Below are 17271 nucleotides of genomic sequence, written 5' to 3'. Positions count from 1 at the left end.
GTCATTTGACAAATGACGATAAGAAGAGAAAATTAAGGAATTAGGACTTTGGCGACGGTTTGCACATCTTTGTCACCTCTGCCGGAACAATTGATGACGATGCGGAGATTGCCTGTTAACTGGGGACAAAGGGTTTCGAGATATGCGATCGCATGAGCAGTTTCTAAGGCTGGAATAATTCCTTCTAATTGCGAAAGCCTCTGAAATGCATCTAAAGCTTGTTTATCGGTAACACTGTAATATTCAGCCCGACCATAATCCTTTAAATAACTATGCTCAGGCCCAACACCGGGATAATCCAATCCGGCGCTAATTGAATGAGCTTCGATGACTTGACCATCATCATCTTGCAGTAAATAGCTCATTGCACCGTGCAATACACCTATTTTTCCTTTTGTCAAGGTGGCAGCGTGTTTTTCTGTGTTTACACCTTCACCCGCCGCCTCGACTCCGATTAGGCGCACTGAAGGTTCATGGACAAATTCATTGAATAAGCCGATCGCGTTGGAACCTCCACCCACGCAAGCCAGTAGAATATCTGGTAGTCCTCCCCATTTTTCTTGGCATTGAGCGCGAGTTTCTACACCAATTACCGCGTGGAAGTCACGGACAATCATCGGGTAGGGATGAGGCCCAGCAACCGAACCGAGGATGTAATGGGTTGTTTCCACATTCGTCACCCAATCTCGAATTGCTTCGGAAGTTGCATCCTTGAGAGTTCCTGTACCTGCCTCCACTGGACGAACTTCTGCACCCATTAATTTCATGCGGAACACGTTGAGGGCTTGGCGTTCCATATCCTGGACGCCCATGTAAATCACACATTTCAAACCAAATCGCGCACACACAGTTGCAGTTGCTACGCCATGTTGACCTGCACCTGTCTCGGCAATAATCCGTTGCTTACCCATGCGTTTAGCGAGTAACACCTGAGCCAAAGCATTATTAATTTTGTGAGCGCCTGTATGATTTAAATCTTCGCGCTTTAAATAAATTTGCACTCCCGTGCCATCTGGTCTAGCGTAATTTGCTGTCAAGCGTTCGGCAAAATATAATGGGCTGGGTCGTCCGACATAATCACGCATTAAGTTTTGCAGTTCTGCTTGGAAACTCGGCTCACTGCGATATTGTTGATACGCCGCTTCCAATTCACTTAATGCAGGCATTAAGGTTTCCGGGACATATTTACCGCCGAATTTTCCAAACCTGCCCAAAGAATCTGGTTGCGCAGTTGCGGTATTGATGTTTAGTATGTTTACCATTGGTTAAAATCCTTTCATGTTCAAGTATTTTTTACTCTGGGTCTATAGCAGGAGGCAGAAGGCAGGAGGCAGGAGGCAGGAGGAAAAGTCTCACTATTCCCAGCATTCAAGCTTTGAAAATGTCCGAACCTATGTGGTTACAGCTGTAACTTGGAATCATCTTTGGGTTTTCCATTCCCAGGTTTCGTAGGTATAGCCCAGTTTTTGGTGATTCAAAACGTCTATAGGGCGCACCAAATCGTCAGATTTAAAATTTGGTAATAGGGATAGTAAATTTCCTAACGCCGTCGCTTTGGGGGTAGACATCCCACCATCCCAAGGCCACATTAGGTCTTTAAGATTGTGACCGTAAGGCTGACTATGACCATCGGGAGGATAAAAATCGCTACCTTGATGACCGTTTTCTTGCCATTCAGCCCAGAGGCGGTCTACGTTGGCATGATGCAACCAAAATACTGGGTCATAGGGCGAACTTGGGATATTGCCCATAGTCCCCAAACCCTTAAATTTTATGGGTGTCGTACTCGCATCTATTTGTACCCCACCGACTAAGCCATGAATGTAATTGTGGATGAATCCTCCAGGGGTGACTTTACCCTGCTCATCTACAGAAATAAATCCTTCCAAAGCAGCGCGAAATAGAGAATAGTTATTCAGACGAAGGGCACGCTCAACATCTTTTTTGGGCACTGGATAATCACTGGCAGGAGGTAGTCTTAGAAAGCGGACAAGTGATGTACCTAAAGATTTGCCCGTATCTGGGTCAATATTTAATGCTGGATTCATCACCCAGCCATTTGCAGCCGAGAAAGCCCCTGGCACAGCGCCGCCTGTAAAGTTTCCCTGGTTGGGAATTTTGATGGTTACTCCTTGACCGTTAGAGCCAAGAAAGTCATCATTAAAAATTACATCAAGTGCTTTGGCGTCTGTCCAATCCCAGTATGGCAGAGTAACAGTTGGGTCTACTGCTTGCAGTGCTTGTTCAAATCTGCGGATATATTCTCGATGCCAAGGGAAAAATGCGGCATTTTCATGAGCAAGTTCTTGGACGGAACCATCGGTATGTCCTGTATGGTTATGAATCAAGCGTGTTGCCCCTAAATGTATGGCAACAAATTGGTCGTAAATACTGACCTTGCTACCTGGGGGTATGACAGTTTTTAAGGTTTTGATAGCCTTAATGAAAGCTGTTTTCTCTCTTTGTGTTAAGTGAGTTACGTTCTTTCTGACAGCTAGGTGAGCGGATTGTCCTGGAAAATTATAATGCCAATGGTATTTGTATTGTCCCTTCTCAAGGCGATCGTGGGCGAAGACTGTAATAGCACAGGTGCTAACTATAAGTATGCTATAAATTAATATTTTGACCGATTTCAGCAGGGATTTCATTATCTTAATGGAAGCAGAGGGGCAAGGGCAGAGGGGCGCTACGGTGTATACATAAGTCTGAAATAGTTTACTCGCCTGGTTTTACCCCACCCTAACCCTCCCCTTGTAAAGGGGAGGGAACTAGATTCATGTTTCCACCTTTCTAAGGGGAGGGAACTAAATTTCCTGTTTCCCCCCTTTACAAGGGGGAGGGAACTAAATTTCTTGTTTCCCCCCTTTACAAGGGGGGATTAAGGGGGGTAATTCGATTTGTGTATACTCCCTAAATCTGCGGATGGATTTATCGCACCTCTTGAAGAGATGGACTTTTGTGCTGACTTTCTGTGATGGCTGCTTTAAGTTCTCGACAAAATTCTTCCACGGCTTGCAACCCTTCTGTTGGGCTACCTTCAGCTAAACGTTTGACAAAGGCGCTGCCAACAATCACTGCATCTGCACCCCATTCCATGACTTGATGTGCTTGTTCTGGTGCGGAGATGCCAAAACCAACGCCGATAGGTTTATTGGTGACGCTTTGCAACTCGGTAATTAAATGCTCTACGCGGTTTTGGATTTGAGCGCGGATACCTGTAACTCCTGTAACACTAACGAGATAGATAAAACCCTGAGATTGACGAGCGATCGCTTCAATTCTATCTTGAGAACTGGTAGGAGCGACGAGTAAAATTACCTCAATTCCGAAAGATGCAGCAGTTTTGATTAATTCTTCTGCTTCTTCTAAGGGTAAGTCTGGTACTACCAATCCCTGCACCCCAGCAACGGCAATTTGCGCCAAAAACGTCTTAATACCCCGGTACAAAATGGGATTGTAGTAAGCAAATAAAATTATCGGCGCTTTTAGACTAGGAATGACTACGTGTAACATCTCTAGCACTTGCTCTAATTTCGTGCCTTTTTGTAAAGCGCGGGTTGCTGCTGCTTGAATCACAGGCCCATCTGCGAGAGGATCGGAGTAGGGAATGCCCAACTCGATAAAGTCAGCACCGTTACGATCTAAGATGCGTAAGGCTTCGGCAGTGGTTTCTAAGTCAGGATCGCCTGCTGTGATAAAGGGGATTAAAGCACACTGTTGGCGATCGCGTAAAGTTTGAAAGGAATCGGAGATAGAGGTCATGCTGAAAAATAGTTAATGATTGTTTAATAGTTTTAGAATAATTTACACTTAGCAATTAGCGATGCCCATGCTAAATTTTTTGTTAATGAGGCTTTTATCTCCGTTAATGAGGCTTTTATCTCCGTTAACGAGTCTTTGATACTCGTGAATGAGGCTTTTATCTCCGTTAACGAGGCTTTTATCTCCGTTAACGAGGCTTTTATACTCGTGAACGAGGCTTTTATACTCGTGAACGAGGCTTTTATCTCCGTTAACGAGTCTTTTAGCTCCGTTAACGAGTCTTTGAACTCCGTCGTCGAGTATCAAAGCTTCATTTTTTAGGTTTACCTCAGCACTCAGCACTCAAAATCTCACGCACAGCTTGTTCTACATTGCTTTGTTTAACTAAAGACTCGCCAATCAAAACTGCACGCGCGCCAGCCTCAGCAACAAGAGATAAATCAGCAGGTGTATACAGTCCAGACTCGCTGACGACGGTGATATCTAAGCTTTGTAATTGTTGTTGGCGCTCTGCTAAAAGTTGCTGTGTGGTTCCTAAATCAAGGGTAAAGTCTGCTAAATTGCGATTGTTGATTCCTACTAAACTTAGGTTATCAAGCTTTAGTACTCGATCCAGTTCAGCTAAGGTATGGACTTCTACTAGCGCAGTCATGCCCAAATCGTGAATTACTCGCAAAAAGTCTTGGAGTTCTCGATCTGATAAAATAGCTGCAATCAACAATACTGCATCTGCCCCTGCTGTCCGTGCTAGATAAATTTGATAGCGGTCAATGATGAACTCCTTGCACAGTAAAGGTAATGCAACTTGTTGACGCACTTTTCGCAGATTATCAAAACCGCCCTGAAAGAACTTTTCGTCAGTTAGGACTGATAAACAAGCTGCACCACCTCGTTCATAAGCTTGAGCAATAGCAACTGGCTCAAAATCTGCGCGGATAACCCCACGGCTAGGTGATGCCTTTTTTACTTCAGCAATTAAGCTAGGTTGGTTGGGATTATCTTGTAAAGCAGTCAAGAAATTTCGCACAGTTGGGGCTGTATTTAACTGTTGTCGCAAGGTGGCTAAAGGCAATTCTTGCTGCATTTGTGCAACTTCTTGCCTTTTATGCGACACAATTTCTTCAAGAATATGGCGGGAAGGGGCAACTTGGTTAGTCATAAACTTTTAGGGAAGTGGGGAGGTTATGAGTTAGGAGTTAGGAGTTAGGAGTTATTAATTATGAGTTATTTATGAGTTTTGAAGTTAAGAATTTCAGTTCTCCAAATTTCATATTCTCAACTCTCAACTTCTAACTCCTAACTCCTAACTAATGATTGCGTATATGCACGCACCACATTTTTAATTATTTTCAGGCCAACTTCTCCACCTAAAGTCATGATTGATTCTGGATGAAACTGAACGGCGGCGATGGGAAGTGTCTGATGTTCAATGCCCATAATTACGTCGTCATCAGAAATTGCTGTTACTTTGAGTTCTTTTGGCAAATGTTGCGGTAGGGCAAACAATGAGTGATATCTACCCACTGCAAAGGATTCCGGTAAGTTATTGAAGGTGACAGAATTGGCATCAGTGACGAAAATTCGTGAAGATTTACCATGTTGAGGATAGTTGAGAACCCCCAACTCGCCATCAAAAGCTTCAACGATGCCTTGCAGTCCTAGACAAACTCCGAAAATAGGAATTTGGCGATGCAGAAGGGCGCCGACAGTTTCGGAAACTCCAAAATCACTTGGTCTACCAGGGCCAGGAGATAATACAACTAAGTCAGGGCGTTCTTTATCGAATAACGATTCCGAGAAACCATGACGCAGTGTGGTGACGCTTGCACCAGTTTGGCGAATGTAATTGGCTAGGGTATGAACAAATGAGTCTTCGTAGTCTATTAATAAGATGCGTTTGCTAGCTTTTACACCTGAAATCTGTTTACTTAATTTTAGAGAACCGGACTCATCAATTTTCTGACTCGTTTGCTTTACACGGCGAATTGTCTCAAATAAAGCAGCAGCTTTGGTAATTGTTTCTTGTTCTTCTGACTGGGGTATGGAGTCATAAAGGACAGTAGCCCCAACTCGCACTTCGGCGATGCAATCTTTTAATCGAATTGTCCGCAGAATTAAGCCAGTATTTAAATTCCCGTTGAAATTTAAATAGCCGACTGCTCCACCATACCAACGTCGGGCGCTCTTTTCGTGCCGTTCAATAAAATCGATTGCTGCCCTTTTGGGTGCGCCGGTGACTGTAACTGCCCATGTATGCGAAAGAAAGGCATCTAAAGCATCGAATTGCGATCGCAGTGTACCTTCAACATGATCTACTGTATGTATCAGGTGGCTGTATAATTCAATCTGGCGACGACCAATGACTCGTACTGAACCAGGTTCGCAGATTCGAGATTTATCATTGCGATCGACATCAGTACACATGGTCAACTCAGCTTCATCTTTGTGGGAGTTGAGTAACTGACGAATTTGCACCGCATCGTCAAGAGCATCTTGTCCCCGGCTAATAGTGCCACTAATTGGACAAGTTTCTACGCGCCTACCTTCAACCCGCACAAACATTTCTGGAGATGCACCAATCAGATATTCGCCACCTAAATTAAAAATAAACCCATAAGGACTAGGATTTATTTCCTTTAAGGTATTAAATAGTTTGCTGGGTTCATCTTCATAGCCTTCAAAAAAGTTTTGACTAGGAACAACTTCAAATAAATCGCCTCTGCGGAAATAATCGAGTGCAACCTCAACTTTTTTCGCATATTCGCCTACTTTATGGTCAGCAGTTTGATTTGGTAAAAGATGTTTGCCGCGATAATCTACAGACTCACCAGTTCTCGGAAGATTCTTTGTGCTGCCGTGCGCTGTTTTAAAATCATATTGGAAACGAAATGCACGTTGCTGATAATAGTCAACAACAATCAATTCATCTGGCAAATAAAGCACCAAATCGCGCTGATCTGTAGGACGTTCCAGATGTTGGGTAATTGGTTCAAACTGAAAAACTAAGTCATAACCAAACGCACCATACAAGCCTAAATGCTCATCTTCTTGACTAGAGAAAGTATATAGAATTTCGCGGACAACGGTAAATGATGAAGGCTGTTTACTACGTTCTTCTTCAGTAAATAATTTTTCGGAATGTTTAATAAAGCCTACAATACAGTTATCTTCTTGGGTGACGTTCTCAAGTTGTTCTGACTGGGATAGGCGCTCTAAAAGGAATGGCAAAAGTACTTGACCGCGTTCATTCAACGCTATCAAAGTGAAAGCATTATCCTGTGTAGTCAACTCTAATGGTGGATTGACAAATCCGATTGCCCATCTTTTGTATCTGCCTGGATATTCGTAGCTACTCCTTAGTAACCCTCCACGCTGAGAATTTAAATGGAACAGAATATCATCGAGGGCAGTGTCCATCTTAACTTCAGTGATGGAACGAGAAACACTGACACCGCCAAGAGTATTGTAGGAACGTGAATTAAAAACCATGAGTAATTTCTCTAGAACATTTGTTAGTCAACCATTAATCATTATTAGTAGTTATTTTCAAACCTAGAACAGACTTAGATAATCTTTTATCCATCTAAGCCAACATATTCTTTTTAAAAGATGTAATCAAAAACTTTTTGCTTCTGATTTAAGAATACTAGATATCAAGCAGATAAGACATTGAATAATTTTTCGATTGGGTGTCAATTTATTCGCTTTTTATACTGCTTTTCTAGTACATTTACCAACAACCCTATTAAAAAAATCCGCCTCCCCCAAAAGTAGTAAATCGTCTCATAAAACCTCTGCGTTCCTCTGCGCTTCCCTTAGCGTCCCTCTGCGTTTAAAATTCCCCCCTCACTTCCCGCAACAGAGATATTGCTTGCCGATACAACAACAAATTCACCTCATGAACCTCAATCCTTTTTCCAATCCCTTTTAACAGCGTCAAAGTCAACTCTCCTCCTAAATGTTCGCGGAATTCAGTCAAACCCCGAAACAAACAATTAGGATCTTCCAATTGTGATAATTTATCAGCCAATTCGGGCACATACAACGTGAAGCCCAACGCCGATAAAGTATTTAATATCCTTTGCCACTCCGAACAATCCAGCAATCCTGCTAAATAAGAATAAGTGCTATCCAAAGCAATACCGATCGCAACGGCTTCGCCATGACGCAAGCGATAATTTGTCAAATGCTCCAGTTTGTGAGCCGCCCAATGTCCAAAATCCAGGGGACGAGACGAACCCATCTCAAAAGGATCGCCGCCATTGGCGATATGTTCTAAATGCAACTGAGCGCAACGATAAATAACTTGTTGCATAGTATCCATATCTCGCCGCTTCAAAGCTGCGGTGTGAGAGTGGATAAAATCAAAAAAGCTAGCATCCTTAATCAGCGCCACTTTGACTGCTTCTGCAATTCCAGAACGCCAATCGCGATCGTCTAGTGTTGTCAAAAAGGCAGAGTCATTTATAACTGCATAAGGTGGCGCAAATGTGCCGAGAAAGTTCTTTTTCCCAAAGGCATTAATGCCGTTTTTGACGCCAACCCCAGAATCATTTTGCGCTAACACCGTTGTTGGAACCCTAATTAGACGAATTCCCCGGTGAGCAGTTGCGGCTGCATATCCTACTAAATCCAATACCGCCCCGCCCCCGATCGCTAATATGTAAGAGTGGCGACATAATCCGGCAGCTTCAATCTGTTGCTGGATTTGCTCTAGTAAAGTGCGATCGTTTTTAGCAGCTTCTCCCCCCGAAATTATCATCGGTTCGGCTGCGATCGCTAGTACCTCTGCATAAAACTTGGTATACGCGACTAATTGCTTCACCAATTCAGGTTGAGACTTTAATATTCCTGCGTCTATTACTGCAACTATTTTCTTCGGCTTTGTCTCCTCATCCGCACCAATCACTTGGGCTAAGGTAGGATTTTTTAACTCAAATAAATTTTGGGTGAAGTAAACTTCGTAGTTAAAAGTAACCGAAACACGTTGATGAATTAATCTACTTTTTTGCTTGATGTCAACTATCATATTTTTGCAGGTATATCTAAAAGTGCAGCACGATTCAAAGTTTCTAGGAACACCTCTACCGAGTGAGAACCATTTACCTTAACTTTGTCATTGATAACGAAGAACGGCACGCTGTTGATGCCATTTAACCGAGCAAATGTTGATTCAGCAATAACTGCATCACTCACCGCGCGATCGTTTAATTGCAACTTTAATTTGCTAGCATTCATCTGATACGCTGTACCGATGGCAACAATAACGTCAATATCTCCAATGTTCAAACCGTCTTCAAAATAAGCTTGATAAATAGCTTCGACAACATCGTTTTTTACGTTTGTGGGTGCAAGTGCAATCAGTTGATGAGAAAGCTTAGTATTGACAGCCAAACGGATTTTATCAAAATCTAACTTAACTCCAGCCGCTTCACCTGCGCGTTGCGTACTATCAAATATCTGTTGTATTTCTGCCGCTTTCATACCTTTTCTATTTTGCATAAAGCTGCGAAATTCGTATCCCTCCGCAGGAACAGTATTGTCCAAAAGAAAAGGATGCCAGCGGATATATACTTCTTGTTCTTGCTGTTGTGCCAGTGCATCAAACAGATGTTTTTTCCCAATTCTGCACCAAGGACAAACAGTATCGTGAAATATGTCTATCAGCATATTTTTGTTGATTTAAATGCTAATATTTGTGTGTATTTGTGGTTGAAAATCTCGTGGGATAGCCATTGTATTTAAAGGCTGGATAAAAGTGTTGATTTTATCTTCAAAAAAACTTTGAGCCTTTTCAAATTCTTGAATTAATGCCTCTCTGTCTTTGTTTGCTACTAGTTTCGCCAAACGGCTATAAGTATCAGCTAAAAAGCTAATTGCATCACACCTTTCTTCTGTAGCGAGCATAATATCCACACATAAGTGAGGGTTTTGGGAAAACAAACGTTTAACAATGTCAATTTCTTGACGGTAGTTAGGAGTTGACATTGTTAGACTCTGCTGTATATCGATTTTTACTTGTGCTAAGAAAATGCCAAGACTAAATCTACAGAAATGTTGCGTTGCTTGAACGATCGTCATCATGCGATCGTGTTCTTCAGGCGTACAAACAATTAACTCTCCACCTTGGCTTTTAATAAAGTCTAAAAACCATTGGAATGAATCATCGTTTCGACCCGGACACACTACTACTTTTTGTCCAAAAAACGATTTGATATTTGGGCCAAACATTGGGTGTAAACCCATGACTGGGCCGGAATGGTGTTCGAGCATCGCCTGAGTTGGCTGTATTTTAATACTCGTAATGTCACACAAAGCGGTAGTTGGGGCGAGATATTTAGCTGCACGCTTGATAACATCAACTGTATGTTCAATGGGAACACTGACTAAAACTAATTCTGCCTGATTTAAGAGTTTATCTGCATATTCCCAATCCTCAGATTCGAGGACACTAACATTGTTACCTACTAGCGAAAGCTGCTCTTTAAATAATTTTCCCATCCTACCGCTTCCACCGATGATGGTAATTTGTCGGGGAGTGACATGATTTGTTGTATATTTAGGAATTAAAGTAGCATGGCAACTCTTCAGCACACCTGCCCAAACAGACTCAGGAATACCAGCTTGGGCAAGTAAAGGAGCAACATCAGCCAGTTGTTGATCTAGAGAAGGCTGTTCTGATGCTGCTAATAATGATATGCGATCGCTCAATAAGGCGATCAACCTTTGGTCAGTTTTTTTTAGCCGATCTGAATTAGTCATTTGTCATTAGTTTTTGAGATACCACGCGCACAAGGGGCAAGGTCTGTACCACAAGCTCTCGATCAACAAGTGATTCCTGAGAACTCAATTCGGGCAAGATATCCAAAGTTGTTGCTTCTTTGGCGATCGCATCATCAAATAACTCTTCATACCGATCTAGCGCTTGCTCAAAGGAGTAGTTTTCTACGGCAAACTTTCTTCCTTCACGCCCTAATTTTGCTGCTAGTTCCGGCTGATTATATAAATCTAATACCGCAGCAGCTAAAGCATCTGCTGACTCAGGCTCAACGATAACGCCGCCGCCGCTTTCTTTGATAGCTTTGGCAGCAGTACCAGTGGCGGGAACTGAACCGACAATTGGGCGACCACTGGCTAACAGCAGTGGTATTTTAGAAGGCATATTGAAAGAAATCACATTGCTCTTTTGCACAATCAACCCAACATCAGCAGCTGCTAACATTTGCGGTAGTTTTTCTCGCGGTTGCAATGGTAGCAGCAAAACGTTATCTGCTCCACAAGCAAAACAATGTTTTTGTAACCTTTCGAGAGCTTGGGATTCACCGGCTACGACAAAGACAATATCATTAATATGACGCAACCGAGATGCTGCTTCTATTACTGTCTCTAAACCTTGCGTCAGAGCAATATTACCTGAATAAAGCACTACAAATTTATCATCAAGTTGATGGGAAGCTCTCCAGGAGTTATTCTCCTTCGGTAAAGGGCGGATAAAATTTAGATTTACCCAATTGGGAATACAGGCAATTTTATTAGCAGGTACACCTTTATGTATTAAATTATCTACAAAACCATCGGCAATCACGCTAATGGTATGTGCAGTTCGGTAGGCAAATTTTTCTAAAGCTTCCAGAGCTTGAATCATCAACTTATTCTTAATTAGCCCAACACGCACAGCAGCTTCTGGGAGGATATCTTGTACATTCAGCACTACTGGACAGTTGTATAACCAAGCTATTAAAGTTGCAGGTAAGCAAACGAGTAACGGCGGCACTGTTAAAAGAATTACATCAGGTCGTTCGCCCTTGAGAGCTTGTGGCAAACTTGTAAAAATAAAGCTCAACTCTAGCAGTAGCCGATCTATCAGGTTAGGTTTAGACTTAATCCGCAGGTAACTACGTTGAATAGTGACACCATTTTTCTCTTCAGTAACGTATAACTTACCGCGATAGCGATCGTAAATCTGACGCTGAGGATAGTTAGGCATACCTGTGATTACCCGCACTTGATGCCCTCGCTTCACCAGCCCTTCTGCTAGTTCAGTCATCAAAGGTGCAATACCAATTGGTTCTGGATGATAGTTGTATGAATAAATCAGAATGTGCATTAACCGTTAATGTGCTAAAAGCACCTTGATAATCTTGGCTTTATTTAGTGTTTACAGTTTTTATCTCCCTTATTCCAGATTTAATGACCTGAAATTTTCGTAAGGTGTGTTACCCAAGGGCATAACGCACCCCACGAAACAGAAGTTTTAAATTTTGTTTAATCCACTTCAGCCTCTGAACTCGAATTCGGTCACTTTACTGCTACTCAATCATGAGAATTCAGCACTGTTTTTGCAACGTCTTCTCTAAACTGAAGACTGGCTTTTGTTGCCCGCGTTTTCGCAATGTGACGGTAGCAGCCCCAAGTCCGAGCAATGCTAAACCCAATGCTGAACTAGGTTCTGGTACTTGCCTTCTGCCTTCTACGTTTAGCACTTGGACGCGACCCTTGGAAGAAATCGCCCACATACAGCTTGCCATCTTTGAGGGTTGTGCCACCCGTCCAGTTAAATCTGCCTGGTGTGAGGTCGAGGGGGTTGCCAAAAGGAGGGCCAGTTAATGCTGGAGGCGGTACAGGATTACCTGATGCATCGCGGGCATTTTCACCGTAGGAAGTCAAGAACTTACCGTTTTTATCAAATACCTGAACGCGGCTGTTGATAGAATCAGCTACATAAACATTCTCTTGGTCGTCCACTTCGATGCCAATTGGTTGAAGAAGCTGTCCAGGGCCGCTACCTGCTGAACCAAATGCGTACAAAGGTTTACCATTTGGATCGAGTACTTGAACACGGTTGTTATACTGGTCAGCTAGAAAGATATTTCCACTGACTGGGGAAATTCTTATACCTGCTACACCTTGAGTTTCTCCTAGTGCAGTGCCCAGAGTGCCGCCAATGACACCAATTTGCTTTCCGTCAGGTGTAAATTTAAGGATTCTTTCGCCGTTAAAATCACCTACGTAAACGTTGCCAGTCTTGTCAAAAGTCACACCAGATGGCCCAAAGAAAATCCGATCGTTTACACGAGGGGTAAATTCTCCATTTGCAAAGGATCTAATAAAGTTACCCTGAGGATCGAATTGATTGATGCGGTTGTTGTAAACATCACCTGCATACAAATCCCCTGTTACGGGATTAAAGTCTACAGTTGTTGGCTCGTCAAACTGTCCGGGCCCTGTGCCGCCGGAGCCAATTGCTCCAATATACTGACCGCTGGGACTAAATTTTTCAATTTTGTCACCGAGGTTGTAGTTAGGAGTACCATCCGGGTTAACACCGCGTCCGTTAGCTATGTAGGTATTCCCCGAATCATCTACCGTTATCCCTTGGGGAACAAAAAGCTGCCCTGGGCCGAAGCCAGGACTGCCGATACTTCTGTCGTAAGTTAATGTTACAGCTTTGGCTTGGGCTGCTGTTGCCAACACCATCAATCCAGTACCGAGAATGCCAATTGACAAATTTTTGACTAATCCCATGAGTTTTAAGTCCTGGTTGTATAAGGTATACTCTTTCCTAGACTAATTTTGTTCCCCGTCCTAGTTTGGGAACCTTGAAATTTGGGCTGCTGCCTCTTATTGGAAATGCAACTTTCTCTTTTGGGCAGCAGCCTATTCTGTAAGCTTTAGCTGGTGTCAGGTAAAGAGGGATTAGACAGTCTCTGCTTCGGTTAGCAATTCACCCAACTTTTCTTGGCGTTGGCGTTTGCGCTTGGCGATCGCAGCAGTTGCGCCTACACTAGCAAGTGCTAGTAAGCCGACTACTGAACCAGGTTCGGGGACTTTTTCGACAGCGACACCATCCACCCGAACAACCTCCCCTCGTCCTGGGCCGACACCGCGATTGGTAATATAAATCTTGCCATCAGGACCAATATCAATTCCATCAGCCGAATCTAGCCCTTGATCTGCTGCAACAAGCGTTGTGCGAGTGCCGTCAGGAGCAACTTGGATGAGAGATCCAGGCAGATTTGTGATGTCACCCCCTAACTGGGACTTGTCGCTGAACTGTAAGACAAGCAAATCGCCTTTTTTATCAAAGGTGAGGTCGGTGATGTGCGTAAAGCCATCGAGAAAAACTTCTGGTTTTTGATCTTCGCCAATGCGGAAAATCCGTGATTTACCTTGTGGATAAGGAAAACCCGTATATTCGCCAACGTATAAAGCTCCATCGGGGCCAATTGCGCCACCTGTAGGTACTGATTGAATTGCGATTTTTCCTCCTGGAAGCTCCTCTAATAGCCCAGGAGGTAATTGTAATCCTGGTGGCAAATCTGACTTACTAATAATATTTTTAGGAATTGCGATCGCCTCTGACTTGCTTCCATCAAGCTTGATTTTGTAAGCAGTGTTCCCGCCGCCATCAACTACATAAGCATTATCGCCATTAACAGCCAGGTCATAGGGATTGGTAACTACATCCCCTTTGTCTGGATTTTTGGTGATTTCATTCTTGGCAAAGTCAAAAATACTGCTGAGAGATCCCGTCGTCAGGTCAGCTTTATACAGTTGTGCTAGAAGCGGCGTATTCAAAACTTTATCGGGTGTTGATGGCGGGAAAGTTGCAAGTTGCTGTGGTGGGAGTGGGGATTTAGAACCAAGGTTAAGTGTTGCTAGATCGCGGTTTCCTGGATAACCGGCAAACCCTGTCAGCAGATAAGCATTCCCTTTAGAATCGAATTGTATGTCTTCAATACCAGCGCCTTGATTGCCAGTGGGTTGCTCTGCTAAAGACTGAAAGTTATTAAATAAACGCTGTTTTGTGCCGTTTGGTGAAACTTTGACCAGTGAACTAGTATTACCAGCACAGATAGGCTGAAACAGGGTACTCGGAGATGGTTGACAATTTCCGTTGCCGCCGATACCTGGCTCTGCTACGTAAAGACTGCCGTCAGGGCCAAAGCTAGCACCCCGTGCATTACTGATTCCATCGACAACAGTCGTTAGCGTTGCAGCTTGTGCAGATAGTGTTCCACAAATAGCAGTAAAACAAAATGTAAGAGATGTAAGAGCAAATGACTTGAGTTTCATACCTTTGGAGATTGAGAGTTAAATAATTTGTTTGGGGAAACTTTTATGGTTTTAAAGACAACGAATTGCAGTCTTTGAGGAACGCAAGATTGGTTTGAAACTCTTTATTTGAGCGCCACGACTCTATTTATGGGAGGTTTGGTAGCTCTTTTTTCTTGTGCAACCAAGCAATGCCCAAGGCTGCGATCGCTAATACACCTAAAGCAGAATCAGGTTCAGGAATAGACTTGGTATCCTCAATTCTGAGAACTTGTCCAAATCCTGGGCGATCGCCTCGGTTGGTGACGTATACTGCACCATCAGCACCAATAGTCAGGGCACTAGGCGACTCTAATCCATTGCCACTCAGAAGAGTTGTGCGTGTACCATCGGGAGCTATTTTGATGACAGAACCATCAAAATTACCCTTCCAGGCTGACTGATTGGCGTACTGCAAAGCATACAAATTGCCCGCAGGATCGAATTGCAAGTCTGTAAGTTGGGTAAAACCATCGGCGAAGACTGATGATTTCCCATCAGCACCGACTCGATAGATTTTTGCGCCACCTTCGGGGAAAGGGAAACCAGTAAATTGGCTGATGTAATAAGCACCATCAGGCCCTTTTGCTACACTTGAAGGTACTGCTTGAGTTGCAAACTGCGATCGCCCCACTTCCCCTTGAGATGGAACCTGTGCAGGTTCATTGGATGGGGTATCAGAAGGTGGAAAGACGGGATTAGTTAATATGTCTTCGGGAAAGGTAGTAATAGTTTGCAAGTTAATTTCGTCAGTATTAACACTGAGCAAGTCATTTGCACCTGCATCAACTGCAACTAACTTATTGCCATCGATGACAAAGCCCAAGGGATTGCTACCGACATCACCACCATCGGGATTATTGGCGAGTTCATAGTTAGCTAAATCTGCAACACTCGTCCAGGAATTGGTATTAAAGTCGGGAGCAATGATTTTACCGAGGGTCAGTGTCACCTAAATTGCGATCGCGAAAGGTTGGATTCGCCCCATACCCAATCAGAACATAAGGTTTACCTTTTGGATCGAATTGGATATCACGAGGGCCACCGGCTCCAGTACCATCTGGTAATGCTATAGAAGGAAGTCCTGTAAGTATCCGCTCAGTCTTACCATTCTCAATTTTGGTAACTGCCCCACTTGTGCCATAGCATAAAGAGTCACCTTGACCGCTTGACGGTGGGACACAAGCGCCACTTCCTCCGATTCCCGCTTCTGTAACATAGAGATTACCATCAGGGCTAAAGCTTAGTCCTCCGGCATTATATAGACCGTCAGCAATTACTGAAAAGGATGCAGCTGAGGCAGCTTTGATTCCCGAAAAAGCGGCAACACAAAAGGTGAGGATAGTAATGGTAAGTGGGTTTAGTTTCATATTTTGTTCTTTGTCATTTGTCATTCGTCATTTGTTATTTGACCAATGACAATGACTAATGACTAATGACTAGCTCCTCTTGAGTTTTTGGTAGATAGCTCATTCCTCGGTCAAATGATTTGAGGTTGCCAGCTTTGGCTTCGAGTAAACGTTTGATGTTCATGCTCTCAGCGCCAAAGTCTTCAATTTGAAGTTTGCCGTGGGTGACAGTTCCATCTGCTTTCCAGAATGTGATTCGATGCAGAATAAAACCAGAAGCTTCGGGGTCAGCGAATGCGTAAGCGGTTGGAATCAGTAACGCTACAGAACGCTGATAATATTCGTAGTCTGGATAAAAATGTTCTTGTTCAAGTAAGTAGTATTTACTCAAAGAATGAACTCGCACAGACACTTTTACTTTTTGATCGTATTCATCTTTAAATTCTCCTGAATCAAGACCAATCTCACCATTTGGTCGTAGTAAATGTGCCCATTCATCTACGTTTTTTAAGTCTTTTAAGTATTCAATGCCGATTTCAATTGGGGCATCAACATAGATGGTGTCTGTATCGATAAAGTGACTTCCTTTAGCTGCCGAGGTCAGACCAGCTTTACGTTCCAAATTACCTTTGAGAGAACGACATTCAGAAGTGTGTACTGTGTGGATTCCCTGCATAATCATCTGAGTCTGCCGTTTGGGATCGACAAAGCTCAACCAGTGAAAATACACACCTTTTTCATCTGTTCCCGGCTCTATGTAGTCGGTGGGAAATAGCAAGACAGGATAAACCTGAAAATATTTCTGATACTCTAATCCACAGTGCCACTCAATGCCGTAGAAAAGTGGATTTTCTAATTTTTTAACGTGATAATAGAGATTTTTGTGATAACCAGATGCAGATCCGAGCCAAGTATCTTCATCAATTTGCTCTTTCATCCGGCTATAAAGCGTCCATTCATCCAAGTTTTTTAAACTACAAAGATACTCAAAAGCGCTTTCTGGAGAAGTAGCAATATATGCTGATGTAGCAAAGGTATTTTTTTCCATTATTCACTCCTTAAAATA

General features: G+C 43.1%; 15 protein-coding genes. All 15 read right to left on the bottom strand.

The features are described 5' to 3' along the window. Positions 1-32: 32 nt before the first annotated feature. The 15 genes from trpB to scyC all read right to left on the bottom strand — a co-directional run bounded on the left by trpB (position 33) and on the right by scyC (position 17253). Positions 33-1262: a tryptophan synthase subunit beta gene (gene trpB, locus NSTCB13_RS08250; RefSeq protein ID WP_445629119.1), complete on the bottom strand. Its 1230-nt coding sequence runs from the start codon at positions 1260-1262 to the stop codon at positions 33-35. 156 nt (positions 1263-1418) lie between these two features. Beyond that, entirely contained in the window at positions 1419-2648 is a 1230-nt protein-coding gene (locus NSTCB13_RS08245; protein WP_448271933.1) for a tyrosinase family protein, read from the bottom strand. Positions 2649-2928: 280 nt separating this feature from the next. Next, on the bottom strand, positions 2929-3762 hold the full coding sequence (trpA, locus tag NSTCB13_RS08240; protein ID WP_448271932.1) for a tryptophan synthase subunit alpha: 834 nt from the start codon (positions 3760-3762) through the stop codon (positions 2929-2931). A 328-nt stretch (positions 3763-4090) separates the two neighbouring features. Further along, positions 4091-4921 (bottom strand): indole-3-glycerol phosphate synthase TrpC, encoded by an 831-nt coding sequence (trpC, locus tag NSTCB13_RS08235; RefSeq protein WP_448271931.1) that lies wholly within the window; start codon positions 4919-4921, stop codon positions 4091-4093. A gap of 137 nt (positions 4922-5058) precedes the next feature. Beyond that, a complete protein-coding gene (locus tag NSTCB13_RS08230) occupies positions 5059-7251 on the bottom strand; it encodes an anthranilate synthase (protein ID WP_448271930.1) in 2193 nt (730 codons plus the stop codon). 343 nt (positions 7252-7594) lie between these two features. Further along, positions 7595-8791: a 3-dehydroquinate synthase gene (locus NSTCB13_RS08225; RefSeq protein ID WP_448271929.1), complete on the bottom strand. Its 1197-nt coding sequence runs from the start codon at positions 8789-8791 to the stop codon at positions 7595-7597. Continuing rightward, positions 8788-9432 carry a DsbA family oxidoreductase gene (locus NSTCB13_RS08220; RefSeq protein ID WP_448269247.1) on the bottom strand — a complete coding sequence of 215 codons (645 nt, stop codon included), beginning with the start codon at positions 9430-9432 and terminating at the stop codon, positions 8788-8790. The genes NSTCB13_RS08225 and NSTCB13_RS08220 overlap by 4 nt, the downstream gene beginning before the upstream one ends. Positions 9433-9444: 12 nt before the next feature. Beyond that, on the bottom strand, positions 9445-10524 hold the full coding sequence (gene tyrA, locus NSTCB13_RS08215; protein ID WP_448271928.1) for a bifunctional chorismate mutase/prephenate dehydrogenase: 1080 nt from the start codon (positions 10522-10524) through the stop codon (positions 9445-9447). Beyond that, on the bottom strand, positions 10517-11869 hold the full coding sequence (locus NSTCB13_RS08210) for a glycosyltransferase family 4 protein (protein WP_448271927.1): 1353 nt from the start codon (positions 11867-11869) through the stop codon (positions 10517-10519). Before NSTCB13_RS08210 ends, tyrA begins: the two co-directional genes overlap by 8 nt. Before the next feature lie 220 nt (positions 11870-12089). Beyond that, positions 12090-12278, bottom strand: coding sequence for a PEP-CTERM sorting domain-containing protein (locus NSTCB13_RS08205; protein ID WP_448271926.1), 189 nt, complete (start codon positions 12276-12278; stop codon positions 12090-12092). Further along, positions 12205-13287, bottom strand: a complete 1083-nt coding sequence (gene scyF, locus NSTCB13_RS08200; protein WP_448271925.1) for a scytonemin biosynthesis PEP-CTERM protein ScyF — start codon at positions 13285-13287, stop codon at positions 12205-12207. Before scyF ends, NSTCB13_RS08205 begins: the two co-directional genes overlap by 74 nt. A gap of 171 nt (positions 13288-13458) precedes the next feature. Further along, positions 13459-14838, bottom strand: a complete 1380-nt coding sequence (locus tag NSTCB13_RS08195) for a ScyD/ScyE family protein (RefSeq protein ID WP_448271924.1) — start codon at positions 14836-14838, stop codon at positions 13459-13461. A gap of 127 nt (positions 14839-14965) precedes the next feature. Next, complete coding sequence (locus NSTCB13_RS08190) at positions 14966-15808, bottom strand: ScyD/ScyE family protein (protein WP_448271923.1); 843 nt, start codon at positions 15806-15808, stop codon at positions 14966-14968. Further along, a complete protein-coding gene (locus NSTCB13_RS08185; protein ID WP_448271921.1) occupies positions 15789-16250 on the bottom strand; it encodes a ScyD/ScyE family protein in 462 nt (153 codons plus the stop codon). The genes NSTCB13_RS08190 and NSTCB13_RS08185 overlap by 20 nt, the downstream gene beginning before the upstream one ends. A 31-nt stretch (positions 16251-16281) precedes the next feature. After that, positions 16282-17253 (bottom strand): scytonemin biosynthesis cyclase/decarboxylase ScyC, encoded by a 972-nt coding sequence (gene scyC / locus NSTCB13_RS08180; protein ID WP_448271920.1) that lies wholly within the window; start codon positions 17251-17253, stop codon positions 16282-16284. Positions 17254-17271: the final 18 nt, after the last annotated feature.

The sequence above is a fragment of the Nostoc sp. DSM 114160 genome, from assembly GCF_053470305.1.
Note: the sequence above shows the minus strand (reverse complement) of the source record. Positions and strands in the feature narration are given on the sequence as shown.